Origin of the sequence: Curtobacterium sp. TC1, from assembly GCF_019844075.1 — a bacterium.
Classification (GTDB): Bacteria; Actinomycetota; Actinomycetes; order Actinomycetales; family Microbacteriaceae; genus Curtobacterium.
On sequence record NZ_CP081964.1, the window covers coordinates 2,596,847 to 2,618,451 of the forward strand.

At 71.8% G+C, this 21,605-nt stretch carries 21 protein-coding genes and 1 tRNA gene; 7 read left to right on the forward strand and 15 right to left on the reverse strand.

All coding sequences use genetic code 11. From position 1 onward, the window contains the following. Positions 1–45 precede the first annotated feature (45 nt). The 6 genes from KZI27_RS13295 to KZI27_RS13320 form a co-directional block, all read right to left on the reverse strand. Positions 46–1,404 (reverse strand): sensor histidine kinase, encoded by a 1,359-nt coding sequence (locus tag KZI27_RS13295; protein ID WP_222657982.1) that lies wholly within the window; start codon positions 1,402–1,404, stop codon positions 46–48. Then, positions 1,397–2,074 (reverse strand): response regulator transcription factor, encoded by a 678-nt coding sequence (locus KZI27_RS13300; RefSeq protein ID WP_123313684.1) that lies wholly within the window; start codon positions 2,072–2,074, stop codon positions 1,397–1,399. The genes KZI27_RS13295 and KZI27_RS13300 overlap by 8 nt, the downstream gene beginning before the upstream one ends. A 61-nt stretch (positions 2,075–2,135) precedes the next feature. Further along, a complete protein-coding gene (locus KZI27_RS13305) occupies positions 2,136–2,348 on the reverse strand; it encodes an SCO4848 family membrane protein (RefSeq protein ID WP_111085956.1) in 213 nt (70 codons plus the stop codon). Between the two features lie 141 nt (positions 2,349–2,489). Next, the gene (locus tag KZI27_RS13310; protein ID WP_123313685.1) at positions 2,490–3,416 is read right to left on the reverse strand and encodes a hypothetical protein; all 927 of its coding nucleotides are present in this window, start codon (positions 3,414–3,416) and stop codon (positions 2,490–2,492) included. Then, positions 3,413–3,874: an ImmA/IrrE family metallo-endopeptidase gene (locus KZI27_RS13315; RefSeq protein WP_123313686.1), complete on the reverse strand. Its 462-nt coding sequence runs from the start codon at positions 3,872–3,874 to the stop codon at positions 3,413–3,415. The genes KZI27_RS13310 and KZI27_RS13315 overlap by 4 nt, the downstream gene beginning before the upstream one ends. Then, positions 3,871–4,311 (reverse strand): hypothetical protein, encoded by a 441-nt coding sequence (locus KZI27_RS13320; protein WP_222657983.1) that lies wholly within the window; start codon positions 4,309–4,311, stop codon positions 3,871–3,873. Before KZI27_RS13320 ends, KZI27_RS13315 begins: the two co-directional genes overlap by 4 nt. A 75-nt stretch (positions 4,312–4,386) precedes the next feature. Here KZI27_RS13320 and KZI27_RS13325 point away from each other — a divergent pair, with 75 nt between their 5' ends. After that, entirely contained in the window at positions 4,387–5,037 is a 651-nt protein-coding gene (locus KZI27_RS13325) for a YigZ family protein (protein ID WP_222657984.1), read from the forward strand. A gap of 106 nt (positions 5,038–5,143) precedes the next feature. On the opposite strand, the gene KZI27_RS13330 is transcribed toward KZI27_RS13325, so the two are convergent. Further along, positions 5,144–5,216 (reverse strand) — tRNA-Lys (locus KZI27_RS13330). Between the two features lie 93 nt (positions 5,217–5,309). Between KZI27_RS13330 and bcp the strand changes: the two genes are divergently transcribed. Next, entirely contained in the window at positions 5,310–5,780 is a 471-nt protein-coding gene (gene bcp, locus KZI27_RS13335; RefSeq protein ID WP_111085961.1) for a thioredoxin-dependent thiol peroxidase, read from the forward strand. A gap of 202 nt (positions 5,781–5,982) precedes the next feature. On the opposite strand, the gene KZI27_RS13340 is transcribed toward bcp, so the two are convergent. Next, positions 5,983–6,405: a hypothetical protein gene (locus KZI27_RS13340; protein ID WP_123313689.1), complete on the reverse strand. Its 423-nt coding sequence runs from the start codon at positions 6,403–6,405 to the stop codon at positions 5,983–5,985. Positions 6,406–6,665: 260 nt separating this feature from the next. Between KZI27_RS13340 and KZI27_RS13345 the strand changes: the two genes are divergently transcribed. After that, a complete protein-coding gene (locus KZI27_RS13345; RefSeq protein WP_017888820.1) occupies positions 6,666–6,914 on the forward strand; it encodes a WhiB family transcriptional regulator in 249 nt (82 codons plus the stop codon). A gap of 423 nt (positions 6,915–7,337) precedes the next feature. Here KZI27_RS13345 and KZI27_RS13350 read toward each other — a convergent pair whose 3' ends face one another. Further along, positions 7,338–8,837 (reverse strand): sensor histidine kinase, encoded by a 1,500-nt coding sequence (locus tag KZI27_RS13350; RefSeq protein ID WP_123313690.1) that lies wholly within the window; start codon positions 8,835–8,837, stop codon positions 7,338–7,340. A gap of 118 nt (positions 8,838–8,955) precedes the next feature. On the opposite strand from KZI27_RS13350, the gene KZI27_RS13355 reads away from it, so the two are divergent. Then, positions 8,956–9,393 (forward strand): Rv3235 family protein, encoded by a 438-nt coding sequence (locus tag KZI27_RS13355; RefSeq protein ID WP_222657985.1) that lies wholly within the window; start codon positions 8,956–8,958, stop codon positions 9,391–9,393. 69 nt (positions 9,394–9,462) lie between these two features. On the opposite strand, the gene secA is transcribed toward KZI27_RS13355, so the two are convergent. The 6 genes from secA to mtrA all read right to left on the reverse strand — a co-directional run bounded on the left by secA (position 9,463) and on the right by mtrA (position 18,206). Further along, a complete protein-coding gene (gene secA, locus KZI27_RS13360) occupies positions 9,463–12,249 on the reverse strand; it encodes a preprotein translocase subunit SecA (RefSeq protein WP_222657986.1) in 2,787 nt (928 codons plus the stop codon). A 170-nt stretch (positions 12,250–12,419) separates the two neighbouring features. Then, positions 12,420–13,121 carry a ribosome hibernation-promoting factor, HPF/YfiA family gene (hpf, locus tag KZI27_RS13365; RefSeq protein WP_222657987.1) on the reverse strand — a complete coding sequence of 234 codons (702 nt, stop codon included), beginning with the start codon at positions 13,119–13,121 and terminating at the stop codon, positions 12,420–12,422. 160 nt (positions 13,122–13,281) lie between these two features. Continuing rightward, positions 13,282–14,010, reverse strand: a complete 729-nt coding sequence (locus KZI27_RS13370) for a ComF family protein (protein ID WP_222657988.1) — start codon at positions 14,008–14,010, stop codon at positions 13,282–13,284. Positions 14,011–14,110: 100 nt separating this feature from the next. After that, positions 14,111–15,805: a GerMN domain-containing protein gene (locus tag KZI27_RS13375; protein ID WP_222657989.1), complete on the reverse strand. Its 1,695-nt coding sequence runs from the start codon at positions 15,803–15,805 to the stop codon at positions 14,111–14,113. Beyond that, positions 15,805–17,526, reverse strand: coding sequence for an MtrAB system histidine kinase MtrB (gene mtrB, locus KZI27_RS13380; RefSeq protein WP_260233125.1), 1,722 nt, complete (start codon positions 17,524–17,526; stop codon positions 15,805–15,807). The genes KZI27_RS13375 and mtrB overlap by 1 nt, the downstream gene beginning before the upstream one ends. 5 nt (positions 17,527–17,531) lie before the next feature. Then, positions 17,532–18,206 carry an MtrAB system response regulator MtrA gene (gene mtrA / locus KZI27_RS13385; RefSeq protein WP_123292246.1) on the reverse strand — a complete coding sequence of 225 codons (675 nt, stop codon included), beginning with the start codon at positions 18,204–18,206 and terminating at the stop codon, positions 17,532–17,534. A 319-nt stretch (positions 18,207–18,525) separates the two neighbouring features. Here mtrA and KZI27_RS13390 point away from each other — a divergent pair, with 319 nt between their 5' ends. Genes KZI27_RS13390 through KZI27_RS13400 form a run of 3 tightly spaced genes read left to right on the forward strand, consistent with a single transcriptional unit; the run spans position 18,526 to position 21,601 of the window. After that, on the forward strand, positions 18,526–19,731 hold the full coding sequence (locus KZI27_RS13390; protein ID WP_222657990.1) for a glycerophosphoryl diester phosphodiesterase membrane domain-containing protein: 1,206 nt from the start codon (positions 18,526–18,528) through the stop codon (positions 19,729–19,731). Beyond that, on the forward strand, positions 19,728–20,369 hold the full coding sequence (locus tag KZI27_RS13395; protein WP_222657991.1) for a DUF4129 domain-containing protein: 642 nt from the start codon (positions 19,728–19,730) through the stop codon (positions 20,367–20,369). Before KZI27_RS13390 ends, KZI27_RS13395 begins: the two co-directional genes overlap by 4 nt. Beyond that, a complete protein-coding gene (locus KZI27_RS13400) occupies positions 20,366–21,601 on the forward strand; it encodes a DUF4350 domain-containing protein (protein WP_222657992.1) in 1,236 nt (411 codons plus the stop codon). Before KZI27_RS13395 ends, KZI27_RS13400 begins: the two co-directional genes overlap by 4 nt. Positions 21,602–21,605: the final 4 nt, after the last annotated feature.

A 21,605-nucleotide genomic window follows, 5' to 3' on the forward strand; every position in this document is an offset into this window, starting at 1 on the left:
ACGAGCATGTCGTCGGGGTGCTGAAGCAGACCTGAAGCCGCCTGTTCAGCCGCCGAGTGCGATGCGGACCACGAAGCGCGCCCCGCCGAGCGAGGAGTCCGTCACCGTCGCCTCGCCGCCGTGTGCCCGCACGGCGTCCCGCACGATCGCCAGACCGAGGCCGGCACCACCGGCGTCACGGCTGCGGGCTTCGTCGAGCCGGACGAACCGCTCGAACACCCGGTCGCGCTCGCCCGCGGGGACCCCGGCACCGTCGTCGTCGACCGTCAGCACCGCAGCGCCGTCCTGTTCGACGAGCGCCACCGTGACGCGTGACACGGCGTGCCGGACGGCGTTGTCGACGAGGTTGCGGACCACCCCCGTCAGCAGCCGTTCGTCGCCGAGCACGCGCGCGGCGGAGATCCCCGAACCGTCGACCCGGATCGTGCTGTCGCCGGTCGCGCCGGCCGGCACCCGTGCCCGCGCCCGCGCGACGGCGTCGAGCGCGAGGTCGTCGAGGTCCACGGGGCGTCGCGTGCCGGTGCCGCCCTCGTCGAGTCGCGACAGCTCGAGCAGCCCGGTCACCAGGTCCTGCAGCCGCACGGCCTCGGCGCGCACGACGTCGGAGAACCCGCCGACGTCGGTCCGGTCCGGGTGTGCGGCGGCGACCTCGGCGTGCTGGCGGATGGACGCGATGGGCGACCGCAGTTCGTGCGACGCGTCGGAGACGAACCGCCGCTGCCCGGCAGCCGACCGGTCGAGACGGTCGAGCATGGCGTTCATGGTGGTCGCGAGCCGGGCGATCTCGTCTCCGGTGTCCGGCACGACGACGCGGGCGTCCGGCTGGGCAGCGCGGATCGTCTCCACCTCGGTCCGCATCCGTTCCACCGGCCGCAACGACCGCCCGGTCACGGACCAGGTCACCATCCCGAGCACGAGGACGAGGACCGGCACCCCGACCGCGAGGAGCACGACGGCGGTCCGGATCGCGGTGTCGGTCTGCTCCAGGGAGACGCCGTACACCAGGGTCGCCTCACCCCCACCGGGCAGGTCGACGTCGTCGGAGACGAGCAGCCAGCGTTCACCGTCGTGCGACCACCGGGACTCGTCGGCCGTGGACAGCGCCGGGGCGTCGGCGTCCTCACCGTGCGCGAGGACCGAGCCGCCGTCACCGATCACCTGCACCAGGACGTCCTCGTAGTCGGTCACCGCCCCGGCGCCGTCGGACTCGACCCGGGACGACACCTGTTCGAGCCCGGCCTCGGCAGCGGTCCGCACGCCGTCGAGCAGCACCAGGCGGAGGACGACGACGAAGCCCACGGCACCGACGACGAGCGCTGCGAGCACCACGACGCCCGCGCCGAGCGTCGTTCGTGCGCGGACGGACCGGAACCGCCGGGGACGGGTGCGACCGCGGTCAGCCACCGTCGGCTCCCAGTCGGTAGCCCGCACCGCGGACGGTCTCCAGCGACGTCCGGCCGAACGGCCGGTCGAGCTTGCGGCGGAGGTGCCCGACGTACACCTCGACGATGTTCGGGTCGCCCTCGAAGTCGACGTCCCAGACGTTCTCGATCACCTCGCGCTTCGAGCACACCTGTCCGGCGCGTCGGGCGAGGTACTCGAGCACCGCGAACTCCCGGCTGGTCAGGTCGACGACGGTCCCGGCACGCGTCACCGACCGCGCGGCGGGATCGACGACGAGGTCACCGACCGTCAGCACCGTCGGACGCTCCCGCGCACCACGGCGGACGAGCGCACGCAGGCGGGCGACGAGGACCGGGTGCGAGAAGGGCTTCGTGACGTAGTCGTCGGCACCGGCGTCGAGGGCGTCGACCTGGTCCCACTCGCCGTCCTTGGCGGTGAGCATGAGCACCGGCGTCCAGTCCTGGTCGGCCCGGAGCTGCGCGCACACCGCCCATCCGCTCATCCCCGGCATCATCAGGTCGAGGACGATCGCGTCGTACCGGAACTCGCGGGCGTGCCAGAGACCGTCGACCCCGTCGTGGGCGACGTCCACGGCCCACCCCTCGGCCTCGAGGCCACGACGGACGCCGTCGGCGAGCCGTACCTCGTCATCGACCACCAGCACGCGCATGGCGACGATCCTGCCGTGCGCCGCTGAAGCAGCGCTGAAGCGACGCCCGACGGCGGACGGCTCAGACGAGCAGCAGGATGCCGGCGACGACCGCGGCCACGGCGATCGCGAGCGCGATGAGCAGCAGCACGAGGTGCACCGTGTAGAACGTCGTCGGCTTGCCCGCGGCGTCACGTGCGCGGGTGTCCTTCGCGACGCGCTGGAAGAAGCGCGGCCAGGTGACGACGTTGAAGACGGCACCGATGAACAGGACGACTGCGGCGAAGACGAGCACCGTCCGAGTCTAGACAACGAGTGTCGGTGGTGCTCGGCCGCCCCCAACGCGGCCGAGACCCACCCGACGGGCCACAGGATCTGTAGCACTTGCTACAAACCCTACACGGGCGTCCGCGGACCGTCGAGCCACCCGTTCGGGCTACGCGGCGTCGAGTGCCGCTTCGGCCTCGGCGAGTGCGGCCCGCTCGGCATCGGTCAACGACGCACGCGACCGCCGGAGCCCGTCGTTGACCTCGACGATCGCGCGGCTCAACCGCGTGGCGGGGTCGTCCGTCGACGGGTAGGCGTTGTCCGCGCCGATCCGCTCGTGCAGCGGTGCGAGACGGCGCAGCGCCGCGTCGACCCGCCGGGTGCGGCGACGTCGCGAGACCCGGTGGCCGATCACCAGCAGCAGCATGCCCGTCGAGACGCAGATCACGGCGCCCGGCGTGGTCACGTCGTACGGCAGCGCGAGGGACCGCATCCGGTCCAGGTCACCCAGGACGTGCGCCAGGTCCATGACCACGACGACCACCATCCGGACGACCCCGAGCACGCCGCCGAGTACCAGCACCCACAGCCCGACCAGGTCCGTCGTCGTCCGTGCCTCGCGCAACCGGAGGACGCAGATGAACCCCGTCGCGCCGAGCGCCACCCCGAGGTACAGGGTCTGTGCGATCGAGTAGACCGTCGCGGCCGGGTGCGATCCGGCGTCGAGCATGAACGTCGTCGTGGTGGCGGGCTTGTCCAGCACCGTGAAGGCGACGACGACCACGATGACGACCGCGGCGAACGACACCACGATCGCGTTCCGGAGCCACGGCCGGGCCGCCCCCACCGCCTTGGCCACGCCCCACAGCAGCGTGCTCGTGCCGGCGACCATCAGGCAGTCGCTGACCACCGTCACGACGTTGAACCCACCGAGCAGCGGGTCGAGCCCGCGGTACAGCGGATCGACGTTCGTGACGATGGTGGCGGCGAACAACAGGAACGTCACCGCCAGGGTGCGGTCCTGCCCGCGTTGCAGGACGAAGAGCGCGATCGTCCCGGCGATGAGCAGCACCGCCTGGACGACGGCGACGATCACCCGAAGACCCCGCGGAAGGCGCTCGGACGACCCCGGTGCCGTCGGATGAGCGTCGCGAGCTCGTCGGCGAAGACCTCGGCCTCGTGCTCGTACGTGTTCGAGAACATCCCCCGCGCCAGGGCCCGCTCGACCTTGTACTCGGGCAGGTCCGGGATGACGTCGCGGATGTACGCCGACTGCGGTGCGTGCTCCTGGTGCCGGTGCAGGACGTGGCCGAGCTCGTGCCCGATGACGAACGCCCGGAAGGTGGGCGACGCGGTCGGCGAGATCATGATCAGGTGCGCGTGCTCGAGCGTCGCGACGAAGCCGCAGACCGGTTCCGTCGCGAGGAACGCCTCTTCGCGGACGACGATCGGCTTGTCGACGACGACCGCAGCGGCCGCGACGGCCTGGTCGACGTCGGACCACTCCTCGGCCGCACCGCGCGCCCAGAAGGACTCGAGCAGCGGGTCGGTCATGCCACGCTCCCGCGCTGTGATTCCTCCTCGAGCACCTCGGCGATGCGCCGCAGCGCCTCGGGTGAGAGCTCGCCGGGGAAGGTGCGTGCGGCGAACCCGCTCACGCGGGCCGAGCGCAGCGAGCGGACGAGGGCGAGCTGCGCACCGATGCGCTCGGGGACGTCGCTGTCCTCGAGCAGGAAGCGCTCGTCGACCTCGAAGAACCCGGCGAGGAGCCGCAGGAGCTCGGTGTCGCGGTTCCGTCGGCCGTCACCGGAGAGCATGTAGGTCCACTTCGCCCGCGAGAGCGAACCACCCCGGGTGGCGACGTACTCCTCGATCGAGGCGAACGGCACCGGGGCCCCGCGCTGGGACTCCTCGAAGTCGAGCAGCAGGTTGATGCGCCGTGCGAGTTCGGCGGCGTCCAGGACCCCGCCCCTCGGATCACCGGTCTCCATGTCGGACTCCTCCCCAGCCGTGCGTGCACGACATCGTAGCGCGGCGGACACGGTGCACGCCGTTAGCCTCGGGGCATGGCCCGCAGCTTCCCGTCGACGATCGCCGAGCCGGTCGAGCACGAGATCGTCATCACGAAGTCGCGGTTCGTCACCACGGTCGCTCCCGTGTCGGACGTGGCGGACACCGAGCGCGTCATCGCCGAGGTGAAGCGCCGGTACTGGGACGCCCGGCACAACTGCACCGCGATGGTCACCGGCACGCTCGGCGACCAGGCACGGTCGTCGGACGACGGCGAACCCTCCGGCACGGCGGGCGTGCCGATGCTCGAGGTGCTCCGGCGCCGCGACCTCACCGACGTCGTGGCGGTCGTCACCCGGTACTTCGGCGGCGTGAAGCTCGGCGCCGGCGGACTCGTCCGCGCCTACTCGAGCTCGGTCTCCGAGGCCCTGGACACCGCCGCACTCGTCCGACGCGAGGCGCTCACGCAGGTGCACTTCGACGTCCCACACGCCGAGGCCGGCCGGCTCGACAACGTCCTGCGCGACTGGGTCCGGCACCACCACGCGTCCCTCGGTGCGACGGTGTACGGACCTGCGGCGACGTTCGAGGTCTGGGTGCCCGCCGACGCGCTGCCGACCCTGTCCGCGGACCTCGCAGCGGCCTCGGCCGGTGCGGTCGACCTCGTCGTGGGCGAGGAACGGATCGTCGACGTGGCCGCCGACTGAATCCGACCGCCGGATGCACCTCGGGCGTGTCCCGCTCGGAACCCGTCCACACCCCGGGAACGCACGAAGGCCCTGACTCGATGAGTCGGGGCCTTCGTGATTGCGGTGCACCCCCTCGGACTTGAACCGAGAACCCACTGATTAAGAGTCAGTTGCTCTGCCAATTGAGCTAGAGGTGCATGTTCCGGCTTCCGTGCCGCAACGGGAATCAACAATAGCATGGGTTCTGCGTGCTCACGACCACTCGTGGGCACGGAGCGAACAGGAGCACCATGACCGACCGTCTCGCCGCCGGCGACACCGCCCCCGACTTCACGCTGCCGGACCAGGACGGCGTCGAGCACTCGCTCGCCGCACTGCGCGGCAAGAAGGTCATCGTGTACTTCTACCCGGCGGCGTCCACCCCCGGGTGCACGACCGAGGCCTGCGACTTCCGCGACAACATGTCGTCGCTGCAGGCAGCCGGCTACGAGGTGCTCGGCGTCTCGAAGGACGAGCAGGCGAAGCTCAAGACCTTCCAACACGAGCAAGCGCTCACGTTCCCGCTGCTGAGCGACCCGGACCTCGCCGTGCACAAGGCGTACGCCGCATGGGGCGAGAAGAACAACTACGGCAAGATCGTGACCGGCACGATCCGCTCCACGATCGTCGTCGACGAGGACGGCACCGTGCAGCTGCCGCTGTACAACGTCAAGGCGACCGGACACGTGGCGAGCCTGCGGAAGAAGCTCGGCCTGGTCTGAGGACCGGACCACAAGGCGGACGGGCGCGCCCCGCTCGGCGGTGACGCGCCAGCGTCACGCGGGGCGCGCCGACCGAGCCAGCGAGGGAGGGGTGGCGGCGTCGCCACGGGCCTCCCGTCCGCTGGTCTGCAGACCGCCCTCGCAGGCTCGGCCGGCGCTGGCGCCGCGCGCCGCTGGCGCGTCGCCCCGTGCGGGGCGCGCGCTACTCCACCGGACGCGCGAGCGCGGCCGTCACCGACCGCGACAGCACGAACGTGATGCCGAGCAGTGCGGGGATCAGCAGGACCCAACCGACCGCCGGTTCACGGAAGACGCCCTGGAAGGCGCCGATCGCGATGGCGCCCTGCAGCACCTGCCAGACGATGATCCCCGACCGCACCCACGCGCGCCGCTTCCACAGGCCGTTCAGCAGCGCACCGAGCCAGAGTGCCGCGACGGCCGACAGGATCGTCAGGGCGATCCCGGAGGCCAGGCTCGACGCCGGCGCGACGATCAGCTCGACGACGAGCACGACGGTGACCACGACGAGCGCCGCGAACTCGAGGCCGACCACCACCAGCAGGCCGATCAAGGCGCGTGAACGTGGCTCAGGACGGTCGACCGCGGTCGGGTCGTCATCGTGCACAGTGATCCTCCAGCATCGGAACCCTTGATTTGCCCCTACCAGTATGGAACGATATTGGAGGTCGTTTGGACGGCACGATGTGGTGTGCGTCTCCCGTGGTTCGTCGCTCCTCCCCCGAGCGTCACGCGGGCGTCAGACTCGCTTCCAGCGGACTCCTCCCCACAGTTGTCCCCTCATGCCTCATGCATGGTCAGCGTTCCGATCCCCCGAACCCCGGCCCCGGCCTGCCGTTCGAGCATCGACATCAAGGAGCACCACACATGGACTGGCGTGACAAGGCAGCTTGCCTCACCGCGGACCCCGAGCTCTTCTTCCCCGTCGGGAACACCGGGCCCGCCGTCGATCAGATCGAGAAGGCCAAGTCGGTCTGTGCGCGCTGCACGGTCACCGAGATGTGTCTGCAGTACGCACTCGAGAACAACCAGGACTCCGGTGTCTGGGGTGGCCTCAGCGAGGACGAGCGTCGTGCGCTGAAGCGTCGCGCCGCCCGCGCCCGCCGCGCTTCCTGACCCGGTCCCGCCTGACGCACTGACGCCCGTCGTCCCCTCGGGGACGGCGGGCGTCGTCGTGCGCGTGGGTGGCGGGGCGGCGCGGGGCGCGGGGCGCGGCGGCACGCCGTGCGCTGGTCCTCGGGGTTCCACAACATGCCGTGCGTTGACCGTCGAGGTTCCACAACGCGCGCGATCGCGCGCCGAGATGCGCAGATCTTGGAACCTCGGCGCGGCCCGAGACCCGACCGAACGACGGACGGGAGGCCCGTGGCAACGCGCCCACGGGCCTCCCGTCCGACAGCCGCACGGGTTCCACAACACGCCGTGCGCTGGTCGTCGAGGTTCCACAACGCGCGCGATCGCGCGCCGAAGTGCGCAGATTTCGGAACCTCGGCGCGGGCGCGAACCCGACGCGCGACTCCCGCGGGCGCGCCCCCGGGGCTAGGCGGTGGCGGTCAGCCAGCGGAACGGGATGGTGATCGTCACCTCGGTGCCGCTGCCGGTCAGGGTGTGCCAGTCGATCGTGCCGCCGAGCTCGCCCTGGATGAGCGTGCGGACGATCTGGGTACCGAGGCCCGACCCGACCTTCCCCTCGGGCAGGCCCACGCCGTTGTCGCGGACCTCGATCTCCAGGTGGTCGTCGAAGCGGCGGGCGACGATCTCGACCTCGCCGTCGCGGCCGTCCAGCCCGTGCTCGACGGCGTTCGTGACCAGCTCGGTGAGCCCGAGCGCGAGCGGTGTGGCGGCCTCGGACGGCAGCACGCCGAACTCGCCGGTCTTCTTCGGGTGCACGGTCGTGTTGTGCGACGCGGCGACCTCGGTGACGAGCTTGAGCACCGAGTCGAAGACGTCGTCGAAGTCGACCGTCTGGCTCAGGCCGCTCGACAGCGTGTCGTGCACGACCGCGATGGCGGCCACGCGGCGCATGGCGTTCTGCAGCGAGGTCCGCGCCTCGTCGGAGTGCGTGCGACGGGCCTGGATCCGCAACAGGGACGCCACCGTCTGCAGGTTGTTCTTGACGCGGTGGTGGATCTCGCGGATCGTCGCGTCCTTGGTGATGAGCTCGCGCTCCTGGTGCCGGAGCTCGGACACGTCGCGGCAGAGCACGATCGCACCGATGCGGTCGCCGTGGTCGCGGAGCGGGATGGACCGCAGCGACACCGTCACGCCCTTCGACTCGATGTCGGCCCGCCACGGAGCACGACCGGTGACGACGAGGGGCAGGGACTCGTCGACGTCGAGCTGCGCGCCGATGAGTTCGGTGGTGACCTCGGCGAGGGACTTCCGCTCCAGCTCACCCTCGAAGCCCATGCGGTTGAAGGCGCTCAGGCCGTTCGGGCTGGCGAAGGTGACGATGCCGGCGGTGTCGAGGCGCAGCAGACCGTCACTGGCCCGGGGAGCACCACGGCGCGGGCCGGCCGGTGCACCGAGGTCCGGGAAGTCACCCGTCGCGATCATCCCGAACAGGTCGTTCGCGCTCGCGGTGAAGTTGAGTTCCTGGCGGCTCGGCGTCCGCATCTCGTCCTGGTTGGAGTGCCGGGTGACGACGGCGATCGGCCGCTCGGTGGTCTGCGCGCTCTTCGCGCTGAGGCGCCGCAGCACCGGGATCGCGCGGACCCGGGTGGGGGTGTCCTCGTACCAGTCGGGCTCGGCGGAGTCGACGACGCGGGACCCGGCGAAGCTCTCGGTCACCTGGCCGCGCCACTCCTCACGGATCTCCTGCCCGACGATGTCGCGGTAGAACAGCGTCGCCGCGGAACTCGGACGGGCGTGCGCGACGGCGACGAACGAGCCGTCCTCGGCGGTCGGCACCCACAGGACCATGTCGGCGAAGGACAGGTCGGCGAGGAGCTGCCAGTCCCCCACGAGCAGGTGGAGCCACTCCACGTCGGCTTCGGAGGAACGGCCTTGCGCGAGGACGAGGTCACTGAGGGTCGACACCCCGCCAGTCTAGGTGCGCCGACTTGTGGAGAAGGTCGCGCTCTCCACAGGCACAGAGGCTCGGTATTTCGCATGTTGCACGCCCCATACGCTCGCTCCAGCAACGGAAGGGGCAGGGGTGGCAGAGCAGGCACGCCGGATCGACCACACGACGACGGCGCACGCGCCGCCACTCACGATCGTCGGGCCGCCACCGGCCGAGGAGCCGGTGAGCAGCCCACCGGACCCCGCCGAGACCGCCCGAGCGCTGGGCTTGTGCGTCGCGGAGGTGTTGACCGGGTCGCGCGAGGTCGACAGCATCGCCCGGTGGATCACCGACGACGTCCACCGTCACCTGCAGCAGCGCGCAGCGGTGGCCGCGCACGCGCGTTCGGTCCACCGTCGGTCGCGGGCGCGCCCCGTGCTGCGGGTGGGCAGCGTGCTCGTCTGCCGACCGGCCGACGGGGTCGCCGAGGCCACCGTCGTCGTGCACACGCGCAGTCACGCGCGCGCGGTGGCGATGCGGTTGGAGACGCGGCACGGCAAGTGGCGGGCGACCGCGATCGGCGTCCTGTAGCGGGACCGGAAACGGACGGGAGGCACGGTGCCAGCTGGCACCGTGCCTCCTGTCCGTCTCGCGCGGACGCTAGTTCTTCTTCGACGCCTGACGACGCTCGGCACGGTTGCCCGCCGCCGCGGCGGCCTGGCCGGAGGCCGTGGCCGCGTTGCCGAACGCGGAGCCCTGCTCGGGCTCGGCAGCAGCCTCGGCCTCGGCCTGGGCCTGCTGCGCACGCGCCGTGGCGGCCTGCTCGAGTCGGCCCTTCTCGTCGCGGACCTCGACCTCGCCGTCGATCGAGGGCGCCGAGTACTCGAGGCCGGAGACCTCGTCCTCACCGAGACCCTTGGCCTCGATCACGGCGTTCTCGCCGTCGGACTGCACCTGGACCTCGAGGTTGAACAGGTAGCCGACCGACTCTTCGCGGATCTGCCCCATCATCGTCTGGAACAGGGCGTAGCCCTCGCGCTGGTACTCGACGAGGGGGTCGCGCTGCGCCATCGCGCGGAGGCCGATGCCGTCCTTGAGGTAGTCCATCTCGTACAGGTGGTCGCGCCAGCGGCGGTCGATCACCGACAGGACCACGCGGCGCTCGAGCTCGCGCATGGCCTCGTCGCCGAGGAGTTCCTCACGCTGCTGGTACGCGAGCTTGGCGTCGGACAGGATCTCGCGGCCGAGGAAGTCACGCGACGCCTTGCCCTTCGAGCCGGCCTCGGTGATGACCTCGTCGATGGAGATCGAGATCGGGTAGAGCGTCCCGAGCTCGGTCCACATGGCGTCGAGGTCCCAGTCGTCCGGCGAGCCCTCACCGGTGTGGGTGTCGATCACGTCGTCGATGACGGCCTTGAGGAACGACTGCGCACGGTCGTGCAGGTCGTCGCCCTCGAGGATGTGACGACGGTCGCTGTAGATCGCCTCGCGCTGGCGGTTCAGGACGTCGTCGTACTTCAGGACGTTCTTGCGGATCTCGGCGTTCCGGCCCTCGACCTGCGCCTGGGCGGAACGGATCGCACGGCCGACGAGCTTGTTCTCGATCGCCAGGTCGTCCGGGACGTTCGAGCGGCCCATCAGGCTCTCGGCGGCACCGGAGTTGAACAGGCGCATCAGGTCGTCGGTCAGTGACAGGTAGAAACGGCTCTCGCCCGGGTCGCCCTGACGGCCGGAACGACCACGCAACTGGTTGTCGATGCGGCGGGACTCGTGACGCTCGGTGCCGAGGACGTAGAGCCCACCGGCCTCGCGGACCTTGTCACCCTCGACCTCGACCTCGGCCTTGACGCGCGCGAAGACCTCGTCCCACGCGGCCTCGTACTCGTCGGGGGTCTCGGTCGGCGACAGGCCCTTCGCGTGCATCTCCTGCACGGCGAGGAACTCGGAGTTGCCGCCGAGCATGATGTCGGTGCCGCGACCGGCCATGTTCGTCGCGACGGTCACGGCGCCGAGGCGACCGGCCTGGGCGACGATCGCCGCTTCACGCGCGTGGTTCTTCGCGTTGAGGACCTCGTGCTTCACGCCCTTCTTGGCGAGGAGCTTCGACAGGTACTCGGACTTCTCGACGCTCGTGGTGCCGACGAGGACGGGCTGGCCCTGCTCGTGGCGCTCGGCGATGTCCTCGGCGACCTGCTCGAACTTCGACTTCTCGTTCTTGTAGACCAGGTCGGTCTGGTCGATGCGCTGCATCGGCTTGTTCGTCGGGATCGGGACCACGCCGAGCTTGTAGGTCGACATGAACTCGGCCGCTTCGGTCTCGGCGGTACCGGTCATGCCGGAGAGCTTCTGGTAGAGCCGGAAGTAGTTCTGCAGCGTGACCGTGGCGAGGGTCTGGTTCTCCGCCTTGACCTCGACGCCCTCCTTCGCCTCGATCGCCTGGTGGATGCCCTCGTTGTAGCGACGGCCCATCAGGATGCGGCCGGTGTGCTCGTCGACGATGAGCACCTCGCCGTTCATCACGACGTAGTCCTTGTCGCGCTTGAACAGGGCGACGGCCTTGATGGAGTTGTTCAGGAACGAGATGAGCGGGGTGTTCGCCGACTCGTACAGGTTGTCGATGCCGAGGTAGTCCTCGACCTTCTCGATGCCGGGCTCGAGCACACCGACGGTGCGCTTCTTCTCGTCGACCTCGTAGTCCTCGCCCGGGGTCAGGCGCTTCGCGATCGAGGCGAACTCGGTGAACCACCGGTTGGCCTCGCCCGAGGACGGGCCGGAGATGATGAGCGGGGTGCGGGCCTCGTCGATGAGGATCGAGTCGACCTCGTCCACGACGGCGAAGAAGTGGCCACGCTGCACCATGTCGGAGGCCTGCCACGCCATGTTGTCGCGCAGGTAGTCGAAGCCGAACTCGTTGTTCGTGCCGTAGGTGATGTCCGCGGCGTACTGCTCGCGGCGCTCGGCCGGCGTCTGGTTGGCGATGATGCAGCCGGTCGTCATGCCGAGGGCGCGGAAGACGCGGCCCATGATCTCGGACTGGTACGACGCCAGGTAGTCGTTGACCGTGATGACGTGCACGCCGCGCGACGGGATGGCGTTGAGGTAGGCCGCCGTGGTCGCGACGAGGGTCTTGCCCTCACCGGTCTTCATCTCGGCGATGTTGCCGAGGTGCAGGGCCGCGCCGCCCATGAGCTGCACGTCGAAGTGCCGCATGCCGAGGGTGCGCTTCGCTGCTTCCCGCACGGCGGCGAACGCCTCGGGCAGCAGGTCGTCGAGGGTCTCGCCGTTGGCGTACCGCTCGCGCAGCTCCTTCGTCTCGTCCTGGAGTTCCTCGTCGGTGAGGCTCGAGAAGTCGTCCTCGAGGTCGTTGATCGCCGAGGCGTACGCCTTCAGCCGGCGGACGGTGCGTCCTTCGCCGATGCGGAGGACCTTCTCCAGCACGTTTGCCACGTGAGCTCCTTACGGGGTCGTCGTGCGCGACCTGCGCGCCCGATCGACCAGTCATGCTAGCAACCCACCGGTGCCGTGCGCTGTGAGGGACGTCGGTGTGGGAACAGCGGTGTGCGCGGCCCGCGAACGGGCCGCGCACACCGGGTCGGACGAGGTCCGCGGCGATCGCGTCAGGCGAGCGCGGCGGCCGGCTCGGCGTCCGCCGACGCCGTGGCGCCGGTCTGGTCGTCGATGCCGATCACGCCGTAGTCCCAGCCCTTGCGCCGGTAGACGACGCTCGGGCGGTGGGTCTCGGCGTCGACGAACAGGTAGAAGTCGTGCCCGACGAGCTCCATGAAGTACAGGGCGTCGTCGACCGTCATCGGGGCGGCCTCGAACACCTTGTGCCGGATGACCACGGGGCTGTAGACCTCGGTGTCGTCCTCCTCCGTCGTCTGCTCGTCGACGACGGGGACCGCGCCGGTGGCGACGTCCTCGATGAGTCGGCCGTCGGCGGGGACCACCCCCATGCCGTCGAAGGCGGTGCCGGCGGCCTCGGCCACCGACGTCGGGCGGTGACGACCGCGGTGCACCTTGCGCCGGTCGCGGGCACGGCGCAGGCGTTCCATGATGCGGGCGAAGGCGAGGTCGAAGGCGGCGTACTTGTCGGACGCCGCGGACTCCGCCCGTACGAGGGGCCCGGGACCGATGAGCGTGAGCTCGATGCGGTCCTCGCCCTGGCTGCCGCCGGACTTCTCGTGGTGGCGGCTGATGCGCACCTCGAAGGCGAGCGCACGGTCAGCGAGCACGTCGATCTTCTCGGACTTCTGTTCGACGTAGGTGCGGAATCGGTCGGTGACCCCGACGTTCCGGCCTGTGATCGTCACGTCCATGTCGCGGCTCCCATCGAGCTTCGGCGCGTCGCCTCCATCCGGCGAACCCGAACGCCTTGTCGTGAGGCTAGACCCGCGGCTGGTCCGGCGTCACGGTGCGGTGGCGAGTCCGCCGGACACTCACCGGACGCACAGTGGTCACCCGGTGTTCACCGAGGCGTCAGTCCTCGACGCTCGCGACGGCGACGCACCGGACGACCCGACCCCCCGCGGCTCGCACCGCGCGGACGCCCTCGGCCATCGTGACGCCGGTCGTCACGACGTCGTCCACCAGCACGACGTCCCGCCCCTCGACCCCGTGGGCCCGCAGCGTGCCGACGGTCGCCGCGACCCGCTCGATCGCCGTCCGTTCCTTCTGGCCCGGGCCACCGTCCGCAGGTCCGCCCCGTCCCCGCACCCGCCGGAGTCGCCCGGTGCCGCGGACGCCGCCGCGGGCGAGCAGCAGCACCACGGGGTCGAACCCGCGCCGCCGTGCCCCGGCCCGCGACGGCGGCACCCGCAGCACCACCGTGCCGGCAGGGGCCTCGGCGAGCGCCGCGCGGACGAGCGTGCCGAACCGACCGCCGAGTGGACGTGCCACGTCGACCCGGCTCCGGAGCTTCAGCTCGAGGAGCAGCGTGCGGACGAGCCCCTCGTACTCGAACGCGGCGTCGAGCCGGACCCCCGCGACGAGGCGCACCCGTCGCGGGCGTGCGGCCAGGACGGCACGGCAGGCCCGGCAGAGCGCACGGTCCGGGCGTCCGCAGCCCAGGCACTCCACGGGCAGGAACAGGCCGAGCACCGCGAGCGCCGCGTCACGCCACGGCGTGAGCCGGTCCGCGGCGGGCGGGTCCGCGGCGGGCGGATCCGCGGCGGGCGGATCCGCGGCGGGCTGGTCCTCGGTGCGCATGCGACGAGTGTGATGGCGACCGGACGGCGGGCGCGGGCCGGCGGTGCGGACGGTGGACGGGCCTCCCGGCCGGGGTGGGTGTGGAGGGGAGACCGCGTCGTCAGCGCTGGACGCCGAGCACGTCGGCGGTGACGCCGGTCGTGTCCCAGCCGCCGCCGGTGGACTGCAGCACCGACCCGCTCGACATCCGGAGGAGCAGTGCACCGCCGCTCCCACCGCTGATCGACGTCGCGCGGCCGTCCGGCTTCGGCAGGGTGCTCGACTGTCCGCCGATGGTGGTCCGCACCACGTTCGGCCCGGCCGTGGTCTGCCCGACCGAGGCCACGTCGGTGTCGTTCACCCACGTCGCCCCCACCGCGTCGCCGGTGGCCGCCTGCACGCGGACGGCTGCACCGAACGACGTCGGGGACCGGTCGGACCCGCGGATGACCGCCATGACGTACAGGCCGGGGCCGTCGGCGGTCTGGATCAGGGCGAGTGCCCGGGTGGAGTCGCGGGACACCTGGAACGACACGAGCTCGCCGCGCGGCAACGACGTCGCGACCTGGTGCGGGTCGCCGCCGAGGCCGTACGCGGTGATCCGGCGGGTGTTCGACGACTGGCCGACCCAGACGAACCCGAGGTCGTCGATCGAGGGGGCGACCAGGTCCTCGCGCGCGTCGACGCGCAGGTGGTCGTCGCCGCGCACGACGACGACGCCGTCACGGTTGCCGACGGCGGCCGTGGTGCCGGAGGCGGACAACGCGATCGACGTCGGGTCGAGGTCGGCCACGGTGTCGCCGACGCCGCCGCCGAGCTTCGCGACCTTGCCGGTGCCCGTGGCCGCGTAGCCGACGACGCCGTCCTCGTCGACGAGGGGCCGGGGGTCGACGTCCGGGTTCTGCTGCGCGTTCGCCCCGCTCGAGTCGGGGACGGACAGGCTCGCGCCCTCGATGGTCATCGACACCGACGAGATCGTGGCGACGGAGGCGAGCGACTTGCTCAGCTGCTCGCGCATCCGGACGCGGTCGACGGTACTGGCGCCCAGGGCATCGCTGGACAGGTCGACGAGCGCGGTGCCGCTGTCGATCGTGACGGCGTTCAGGGAGAGCTGGGTGCCCTCCGGGAACGACGAGACCACGGCGCCCTTCAGCCAGTCGGCGGGGCCGGCGAGCAGCGCGCTGGCGATGCGGGTGCTCGTGGAGGAACGGGCGAGGAACCAGCGCTCGTCGGGCACGAGGAACCGGAACGTCGGGTCGTAGAAGTACAGGGCGTGCTGCTGGAAGACCGAGTCGAAGCTGACCGGGGACAGGATGATGCCGTCCGGCGCGTAGGCGATGCGCCACTCGCCGTCCTCGCGGGTGAACTGGAACGTCAGCGTGGACGAGGTCGGGCGGACCGCCTGCGTGTACTCCCCCTCGGAGTCGACGGTGGCGCTCGCGGTGAGCGTGTACGTCAGCTCGCGGTCGTCGGCGCGTTCGACGGTGCCGCTGCCGTCGCGGATCGTGACGCCCTGACGCGGGTTCCACTGCTGCGAGAAGTCCGAGGCCAGGAACTGCCGGGCGATCGCGTAGTTGTCCTGCGCGCCGGTCGCCGCCGCGATGAACCCGCGCAGGATCGCCGTCTGGTCGGAGCCGGTGATCGGCTTGTCCGGCCGGAAGTCGACGCCGGAGAGCGACTCGTCCTTGATCGTCTGCCCGGTGCGGACGGCGCCGTCGACGGGGATGGCGGCGCAGGCGGTGAGCGCCAGCACGCCGACGGCGGCCAGTGCCGCGGCGACGACGTGCCGGAGGCGGGGACGGAGACGGGGGCGCATCAGGACTCCTCTCGCACGGCGCGGGGGCCGTCGTACGACTCGTCGAGCTCGGGCAGCGGGATCGCCGACGTCGCGGCGGTGCCCTGTTCGTTGCGGGGCAGGGTGAGCACGAACGTCGACCCGTGGCCGGGGCGGGACCACACGTCGATCCGACCACCGTGCAGCTTCGCGTCGCCCAGGCTGATCGCGAGCCCGAGACCGGTGCCGCCGATGGTGCGCTTGCGGCTCGGGTCGGCCCGCCAGAACCGGTCGAACACCCGGGCGGCGTCCTCCGGCGGCATGCCGACGCCCTGGTCGCGCACGGCGATGGCGACCGTGCGGGCGTCGCTGTCGACGACGACCTGGACGGGCTTGGCGTCACCGTGCTCGATCGCGTTGCCGACCAGGTTGCGCAGGATGCGGCGGACCCGCTTGGCGTCGAGTCGCATCGTGGTGTGGCCGCCCGGGGTGGCGAGCTGCAGGTCGATGCCGGCCCGTTCGGCGAGGGGGCGGAACTCCTCGACGATGTCCGCGGCGAGCGCCGCGGGCACCGACGGCTCGGTGTCGAGCTGGACGGCCTGGGCGTCGTAGCGGGAGATCTCGAGCAGGTCGGCGAGCAGCAACTCGAACCGTTCCACCTGCGCGTGCAGGAGTTCGGCCGAGCGACCGACCGACGGCTCGAACGCGTGCCGCGAGTCGAAGAGCATGTCGCCGGCGAGCCGGATCGTGGTGAGCGGGGTGCGCAGCTCGTGGGACACGTCGGACACGAAGCGCTGCTGCACGCGGGAGAGCTCGGCGAGCTGTGTGATCTGTCGGCTGACCGCCTCAGCCATGCCGTTGAAGCTGCGCGCGAGGGTCGCCAGGTCGTCCTGGCCGCGCACCGGGATGCGTTCGTCCAGACGGCCGGCGGCGATCTTGCGGCTCGTCTCCGCTGCCTCGCGGATCGGGACCACGACCAGCCGGACGACGAGCGAGGTCACCAGGGCGATGAGCACCATGAGCGCGACGCCGCCGATCGAGAGCGTCTGCGACACGAAGTCCAGGGTCTGCTGCGCGTCGGACAGGTCGTAGACCAGGTACAGCTCGTACTGGCCGGCGCTCGGGATCTGCAGCGTGGAGCCGACGGCCAGCCCGGGGACGCGGCGGCCGTCGTCGTCGAGCTGCACGGGCTGCAGACTGAGCTTGCCGGTGTTCGCGCCGACCTCCTTGCGCAGGGCGTCGGTGATCACGGCGTCCGGGAAGTCCTGGCTCGCGATGGTCTGCAGCGTCTGCGGCGTGGACTGGTCCGGGCTCCGCTCGATCGCGATGCTCGTGCCGCCGGGGCTGGTCGTGTTCGACAGGATCGCCTGCTGCGCCTCGTTCTGCAGCGTCTCGAGCTCGGACTGGTTGTTGTCCTCGGCAGCGGTGGCGGCGTCGAAGATCCCCTGCGCGACGATGGTCGCCCGGGCCGACTCCGACTCGATCTGGTCGCGGCGCTGCGAGTAGACGTTCGTCGAGATGCTCACCATGACGGCGGTGCCGATGATCCCGACGGCCAGTCCGGTCGTCATCACGGTGATGGCGACCGAGCGGAACATCAGGGACCGTCGCCACACGTACGCGACGGGCCGCCAGCCACGACGGACCCAGCGCCGCATCCGTCGCCGACCGCGGCCGACCACGCCGATCGACACGGTGGCCGCGCCGGGGGCGGCACCGGATGCCGTGCCGGGACCGGTGCCGGCGGGCGGGGCGGGCGGCACGGTGGTCAGGCTCCTCCGGCGCGGTACCCGACGCCGCGGACCGTGGTGACGGTCTTCGGGTTGTCGGGGTCGTGCTCGATCTTCGCGCGCAGGCGCTGCACGTGCACGTTCACCAGGCGGGTGTCGGCCTTGTAGTGGTAGCCCCAGACCTGCTCGAGGAGCATCTCGCGGGTGAAGACCTGGTTCGGCTTCTCGGCGAGCGCGCGGAGCAGGTCGAACTCGAGCGGGGTGAGCGCGATGACCGTGTCGCCGCGGCGCACCTCGTGCCCGGCGACGTCGACGGTCACGTCGCCGACGTGCAGCACCGTGGCGTCGGTGGCGCTCGGTCGGAGCCGGGTGCGGATGCGGGCGACGAGCTCCTTGGGGTTGAACGGCTTGACGACGTAGTCGTCGGCACCGTTCTCGAGGCCGAGGACGACGTCGGCGGTGTCGCTCTTGGCGGTGAGCATGATGATCGGCGTGCCGCTCTCGGCGCGGATGCGCTTGCAGACCTCGATGCCGTCGATGCCCGGGAGCATCACGTCGAGCAGGACGAGGTCGGGCTTCGTGCTGTGGAACGCGTCGACGGCGTCGTTGCCGTCGGCGCTGAACTCGGGTTCGTAGCCCTCCGAGCGGAGGACGATGCCGATCATCTCGGCGAGGGCCTGGTCGTCGTCGACGACGAGGATGCGCGGTGTCATGTGATGTGGACTCCGTGTGGCGTGCGGGTGGTGCCGGGTCGGCACGTGTCCCCACACGATAGCCGAGGCCCCGTCACGCGGCGTTTTCCGCCAGGATGGACGTGGACCGCGCGTCGCAGCGCGGACCGACACGACGAAGGGGGCCGAGGTCATGTCCGATTGGCAGACGCCGGGCGGTGGACGGCAGGGTGCGGGACAGCAGGGTCCGTGGCAGGGGTACGAGCAGCCGGGAGGCCCGCCCCACTCCTCCGCGCCACGACCGCCCGCCCCGGGGCCGGGTCGACCGCCCGGCGACCGACAGCCGTCCGGCTCGCGTCCGGTGATCCCCCTCCGCCCGCTCGGGCTGGGTGACGTCCTCAGCGGCGCGTTCACGGTCTTCCGCAGGAACGCCCGCGTCCTGCTGCTCTGGAGCGTGCTGCTCAGCGGCGTGCTCGGGCTGCTCTCCACCCTCGTCAGCACCTTCGGCCAGCAGGCGCTGCAGTCGCGGATGATGACCGCGTTCGACGGCAACGGTGGTGGCGACACGATCGTCGCGGGCTCGGTGACGCTGTGGATCCTGCTGACGATCGGCCTGCCGTTCCTGGCGTACCTCGGGCGCGGGTTCCTCGTCGCCCCCGTCGCCGCGGACACCGGACAGCGCGTGCTCGGCCGCCGTGCGACGTTCCGGGGCCTCTGGGCGTTGCTCGCCGGGCGGCGGTGGCCGGTCGTCGGGTGGATGTTCGTGCAGATCGGCGCGGGTCTCGTCGTCGGCATCGTCGTCGTGGTGGTCTTCGTCGCGTTCTTCGCGGCGCTCGGCGCCGGGGACGCCAGCGCCGGGTGGTTCGTGCTCGCCGTCTTCCTGATGGTCCTCGGCCTCGGCGTGGTCCTGACCTGGCTCGGCATCCGCTTCGCCTTCACGGTGCCGACCATCGCGCTCGAGGGCCGACCGGTGTTCGCCGCCGCCGCGCAGTCGTGGCGGCTGACCCGCGGTGCGTTCTGGCGGACCTTCGGCATCCTCCTGCTCGTGCAGGTCATGTTCGGCGTCGCGGCGTCGATCGCCTCGGCGCCGCTCACCATCGGGGCCGTGCTCGTCGGCGGGGTGTTCGACCCGCTCGGGCAGACCGACGCGTCATCGGGGATCGGTGGCGGCGCCCTCGTCCTGATCGTCATCGGCAGCCTGCTCGCGATCGCCGTGCAGTGCATCACCGACGTGCTGAGCGCGGCGGTCGTCACCTTCCTGACCATCGACCGCAGGATCCGGACCGAGGCCCTCGACCAGCGCATCGCGTCGCACCTGGACACCGGGCAGCCGGCCGACCCGTTCGCGCCGTCGGCACCGGTCGTCCGACCGCCGTGGCCGCAGCAGCAGTGGGCCGGGCAGCAGCAGCCCTGGGCCCAGCAGCAGCCGTGGGCCCAGCAGCAGCCGCAGCAGTGGCCCGGACAACAGCAGGCGCAGCAGCCCTGGCCCGGACAACAGCAACCGTGGCCGCACCACCCGCAGCAGCAGCAGCAGGGACAGCACCGTCCGCCGGACGGGACCGCATGACCGCGGTCGACCCCGACGAGGCCCGCCGCCTGCTCGAACGCGAACTCGATCGGCCCGCCTACGACGGCGCCCACGTGACCTGGTGGGACCGCGCGTCACGGACGTTCCTGGACTGGCTCGGGTCGCTCCGCGCCGACGGACTCGACTCCCCCGTCGCAGCCCGCACCGCCCTGGTGATCGCGGTCGTGGTGCTCGTCGCCGTCGTGGTGCTCGTGGTCGTCGCCCGCGGACTCCCCCGACGTCGCGCACGCAGCGGCACGGACGACACCGGCGGGGTGTTCGACGACGACGACCTCCGGTCCGCCCGGGAACTGCTCGACGCCGCCCGGTCCGCGATCCGCCGGGGCGACTGGTCGGCCGCGGTCCTCGACGGCTTCCGTGCGACCGCCCGCGGCCTCGGCGAGCGCGATCTCGTCCCCGACGTCCCCGGTGCCACCGCCCGGACCATCGCCGCCCGCGCAGCCGTCCCGTTCCCCGCCGAAGCCGCCGCGCTCGACGGCGCCGCCACGGCCTTCGACGCCGTCCGCTACCTCGGGCTCGACGCCGACGAGGCCACCGCCCGGCGGGTCCTCGACACCGAGCACGCCGTGCGCCAGGCCCGTCCGGCCAGGTCCGCGGGGCCGGTGGTGCCGGCATGAGCACCAGCACCGCCACCGCCACCGCCACGCCGCGCTCGGGCGCACCGGCACCGGAGCAGCCCGAGGGTCGCCGGTTCCGGTTCGGCTTCTGGGCCGCGATCGTGGTCGTCGGACTCGTGCTCGCCGTGCTCACCGCCGTGGTGCAGGGTGCCGAGGGCCCGGACCGCCGGCCGCTCGACCCGACGTCCACCACGGCGAGCGGATCGGCTGCGCTGGTCCGTGTCCTGGAGCAGCGGGGCACCTCCGTCCGGGTCACCGACCGTGCGGACGGGATCGACGGCGGCACGGTGTTCGTCGACGACTCCGACGGGGTCCTCGACCCCGCGGTCGCCGAGCGCATCGCCCGGACCGCGGAGCACGTGGTCCTGGTGGGTGTCGACTCCACGCCGTTCACGTCCTTCGGGCTCGACGTCACGACGGCGACGGTGCCCGGGGTCGGCGGCACCGTGTCGACCGAGTCCTGTGCGATCCCGGCCGCGGCCTCGGCAGCGCGGGTGTCCACCGACGGGTACGGCTACACGGTGGACGACCCCGACGCGGACCGGTGTGCGCCGACCGGCAACGGCGACGACCGGGCCTGGGGACTCGTCCGCGCGGCGACGCCCGGCGGTGACGTCACCCTGGTCGGCACCACGTCGGCCCTCCGCAACGACACGATCACGACCGCCGGGAACGCCGCGCTCGCCCTCGGGCTGCTCGGCGCTGACGACCGCCTCACCTGGTACACGCCGACCGTCGGCGCACCCGACGCGGCCCCGACGCTCGGCGAGCTCGCGCCGCCGTGGGTGCCGAGCGGCATCGCGCTGCTCGCCCTGGTCGCCGTCGCCGCCGCGGTGTGGCGCGGCCGCCGCCTCGGGCCGCTCGTCGTCGAACGGATGCCCGTCGTGGTCCGCGCCGCCGAGACCACCGAGGGCCGCGCCCGGATGTACGCCCGCACCCACGACCGCACCCATGCGCTGGACACCCTCCGCGTCGCCGCGGTGCGCCGGATCGGTCGGCTGCTCGGACTCCCCCGCTCCGCGCACGTCGACGACGTCGTCCGCGCCGCAGCCCGCGCGACCGGCATCCCCCACGACCGCGTCGGCGCCGTCCTCGTCGGCGGTCCGACCACCGACGACAGCACCCTCGTCGAGGGCACGAGGGCACTCGACGACCTCGAACGGGCCGTCCGACGATCCGCCTCGGGCGACCGTCCCAGCACCGACCACGACCGACCAGGAGCACGACCGTGACCGA

Bases quoted from the DNA above. Each gene is read 5' to 3' on its own strand.
- KZI27_RS13300 (WP_123313684.1), bottom strand. From the start codon at position 2,074: ATGCGCGTGCTGGTGGTCGATGACGAGGTACGGCTCGCCGACGGCGTC.
- KZI27_RS13315 (WP_123313686.1), bottom strand. From the start codon at position 3,874: ATGACCGACCCGCTGCTCGAGTCCTTCTGGGCGCGCGGTGCGGCCGAG.
- KZI27_RS13320 (WP_222657983.1), bottom strand. From the start codon at position 4,311: ATGGAGACCGGTGATCCGAGGGGCGGGGTCCTGGACGCCGCCGAACTC.
- KZI27_RS13325 (WP_222657984.1), top strand. From the start codon at position 4,387: ATGGCCCGCAGCTTCCCGTCGACGATCGCCGAGCCGGTCGAGCACGAG.
- bcp (WP_111085961.1), top strand. From the start codon at position 5,310: ATGACCGACCGTCTCGCCGCCGGCGACACCGCCCCCGACTTCACGCTG.
- KZI27_RS13345 (WP_017888820.1), top strand. From the start codon at position 6,666: ATGGACTGGCGTGACAAGGCAGCTTGCCTCACCGCGGACCCCGAGCTC.
- hpf (WP_222657987.1), bottom strand. From the start codon at position 13,121: ATGGACGTGACGATCACAGGCCGGAACGTCGGGGTCACCGACCGATTC.
- KZI27_RS13370 (WP_222657988.1), bottom strand. From the start codon at position 14,010: ATGCGCACCGAGGACCAGCCCGCCGCGGATCCGCCCGCCGCGGATCCG.
- KZI27_RS13375 (WP_222657989.1), bottom strand. From the start codon at position 15,805: ATGCGCCCCCGTCTCCGTCCCCGCCTCCGGCACGTCGTCGCCGCGGCA.
- mtrA (WP_123292246.1), bottom strand. From the start codon at position 18,206: ATGACACCGCGCATCCTCGTCGTCGACGACGACCAGGCCCTCGCCGAG.
- KZI27_RS13395 (WP_222657991.1), top strand. From the start codon at position 19,728: ATGACCGCGGTCGACCCCGACGAGGCCCGCCGCCTGCTCGAACGCGAA.
- KZI27_RS13400 (WP_222657992.1), top strand. From the start codon at position 20,366: ATGAGCACCAGCACCGCCACCGCCACCGCCACGCCGCGCTCGGGCGCA.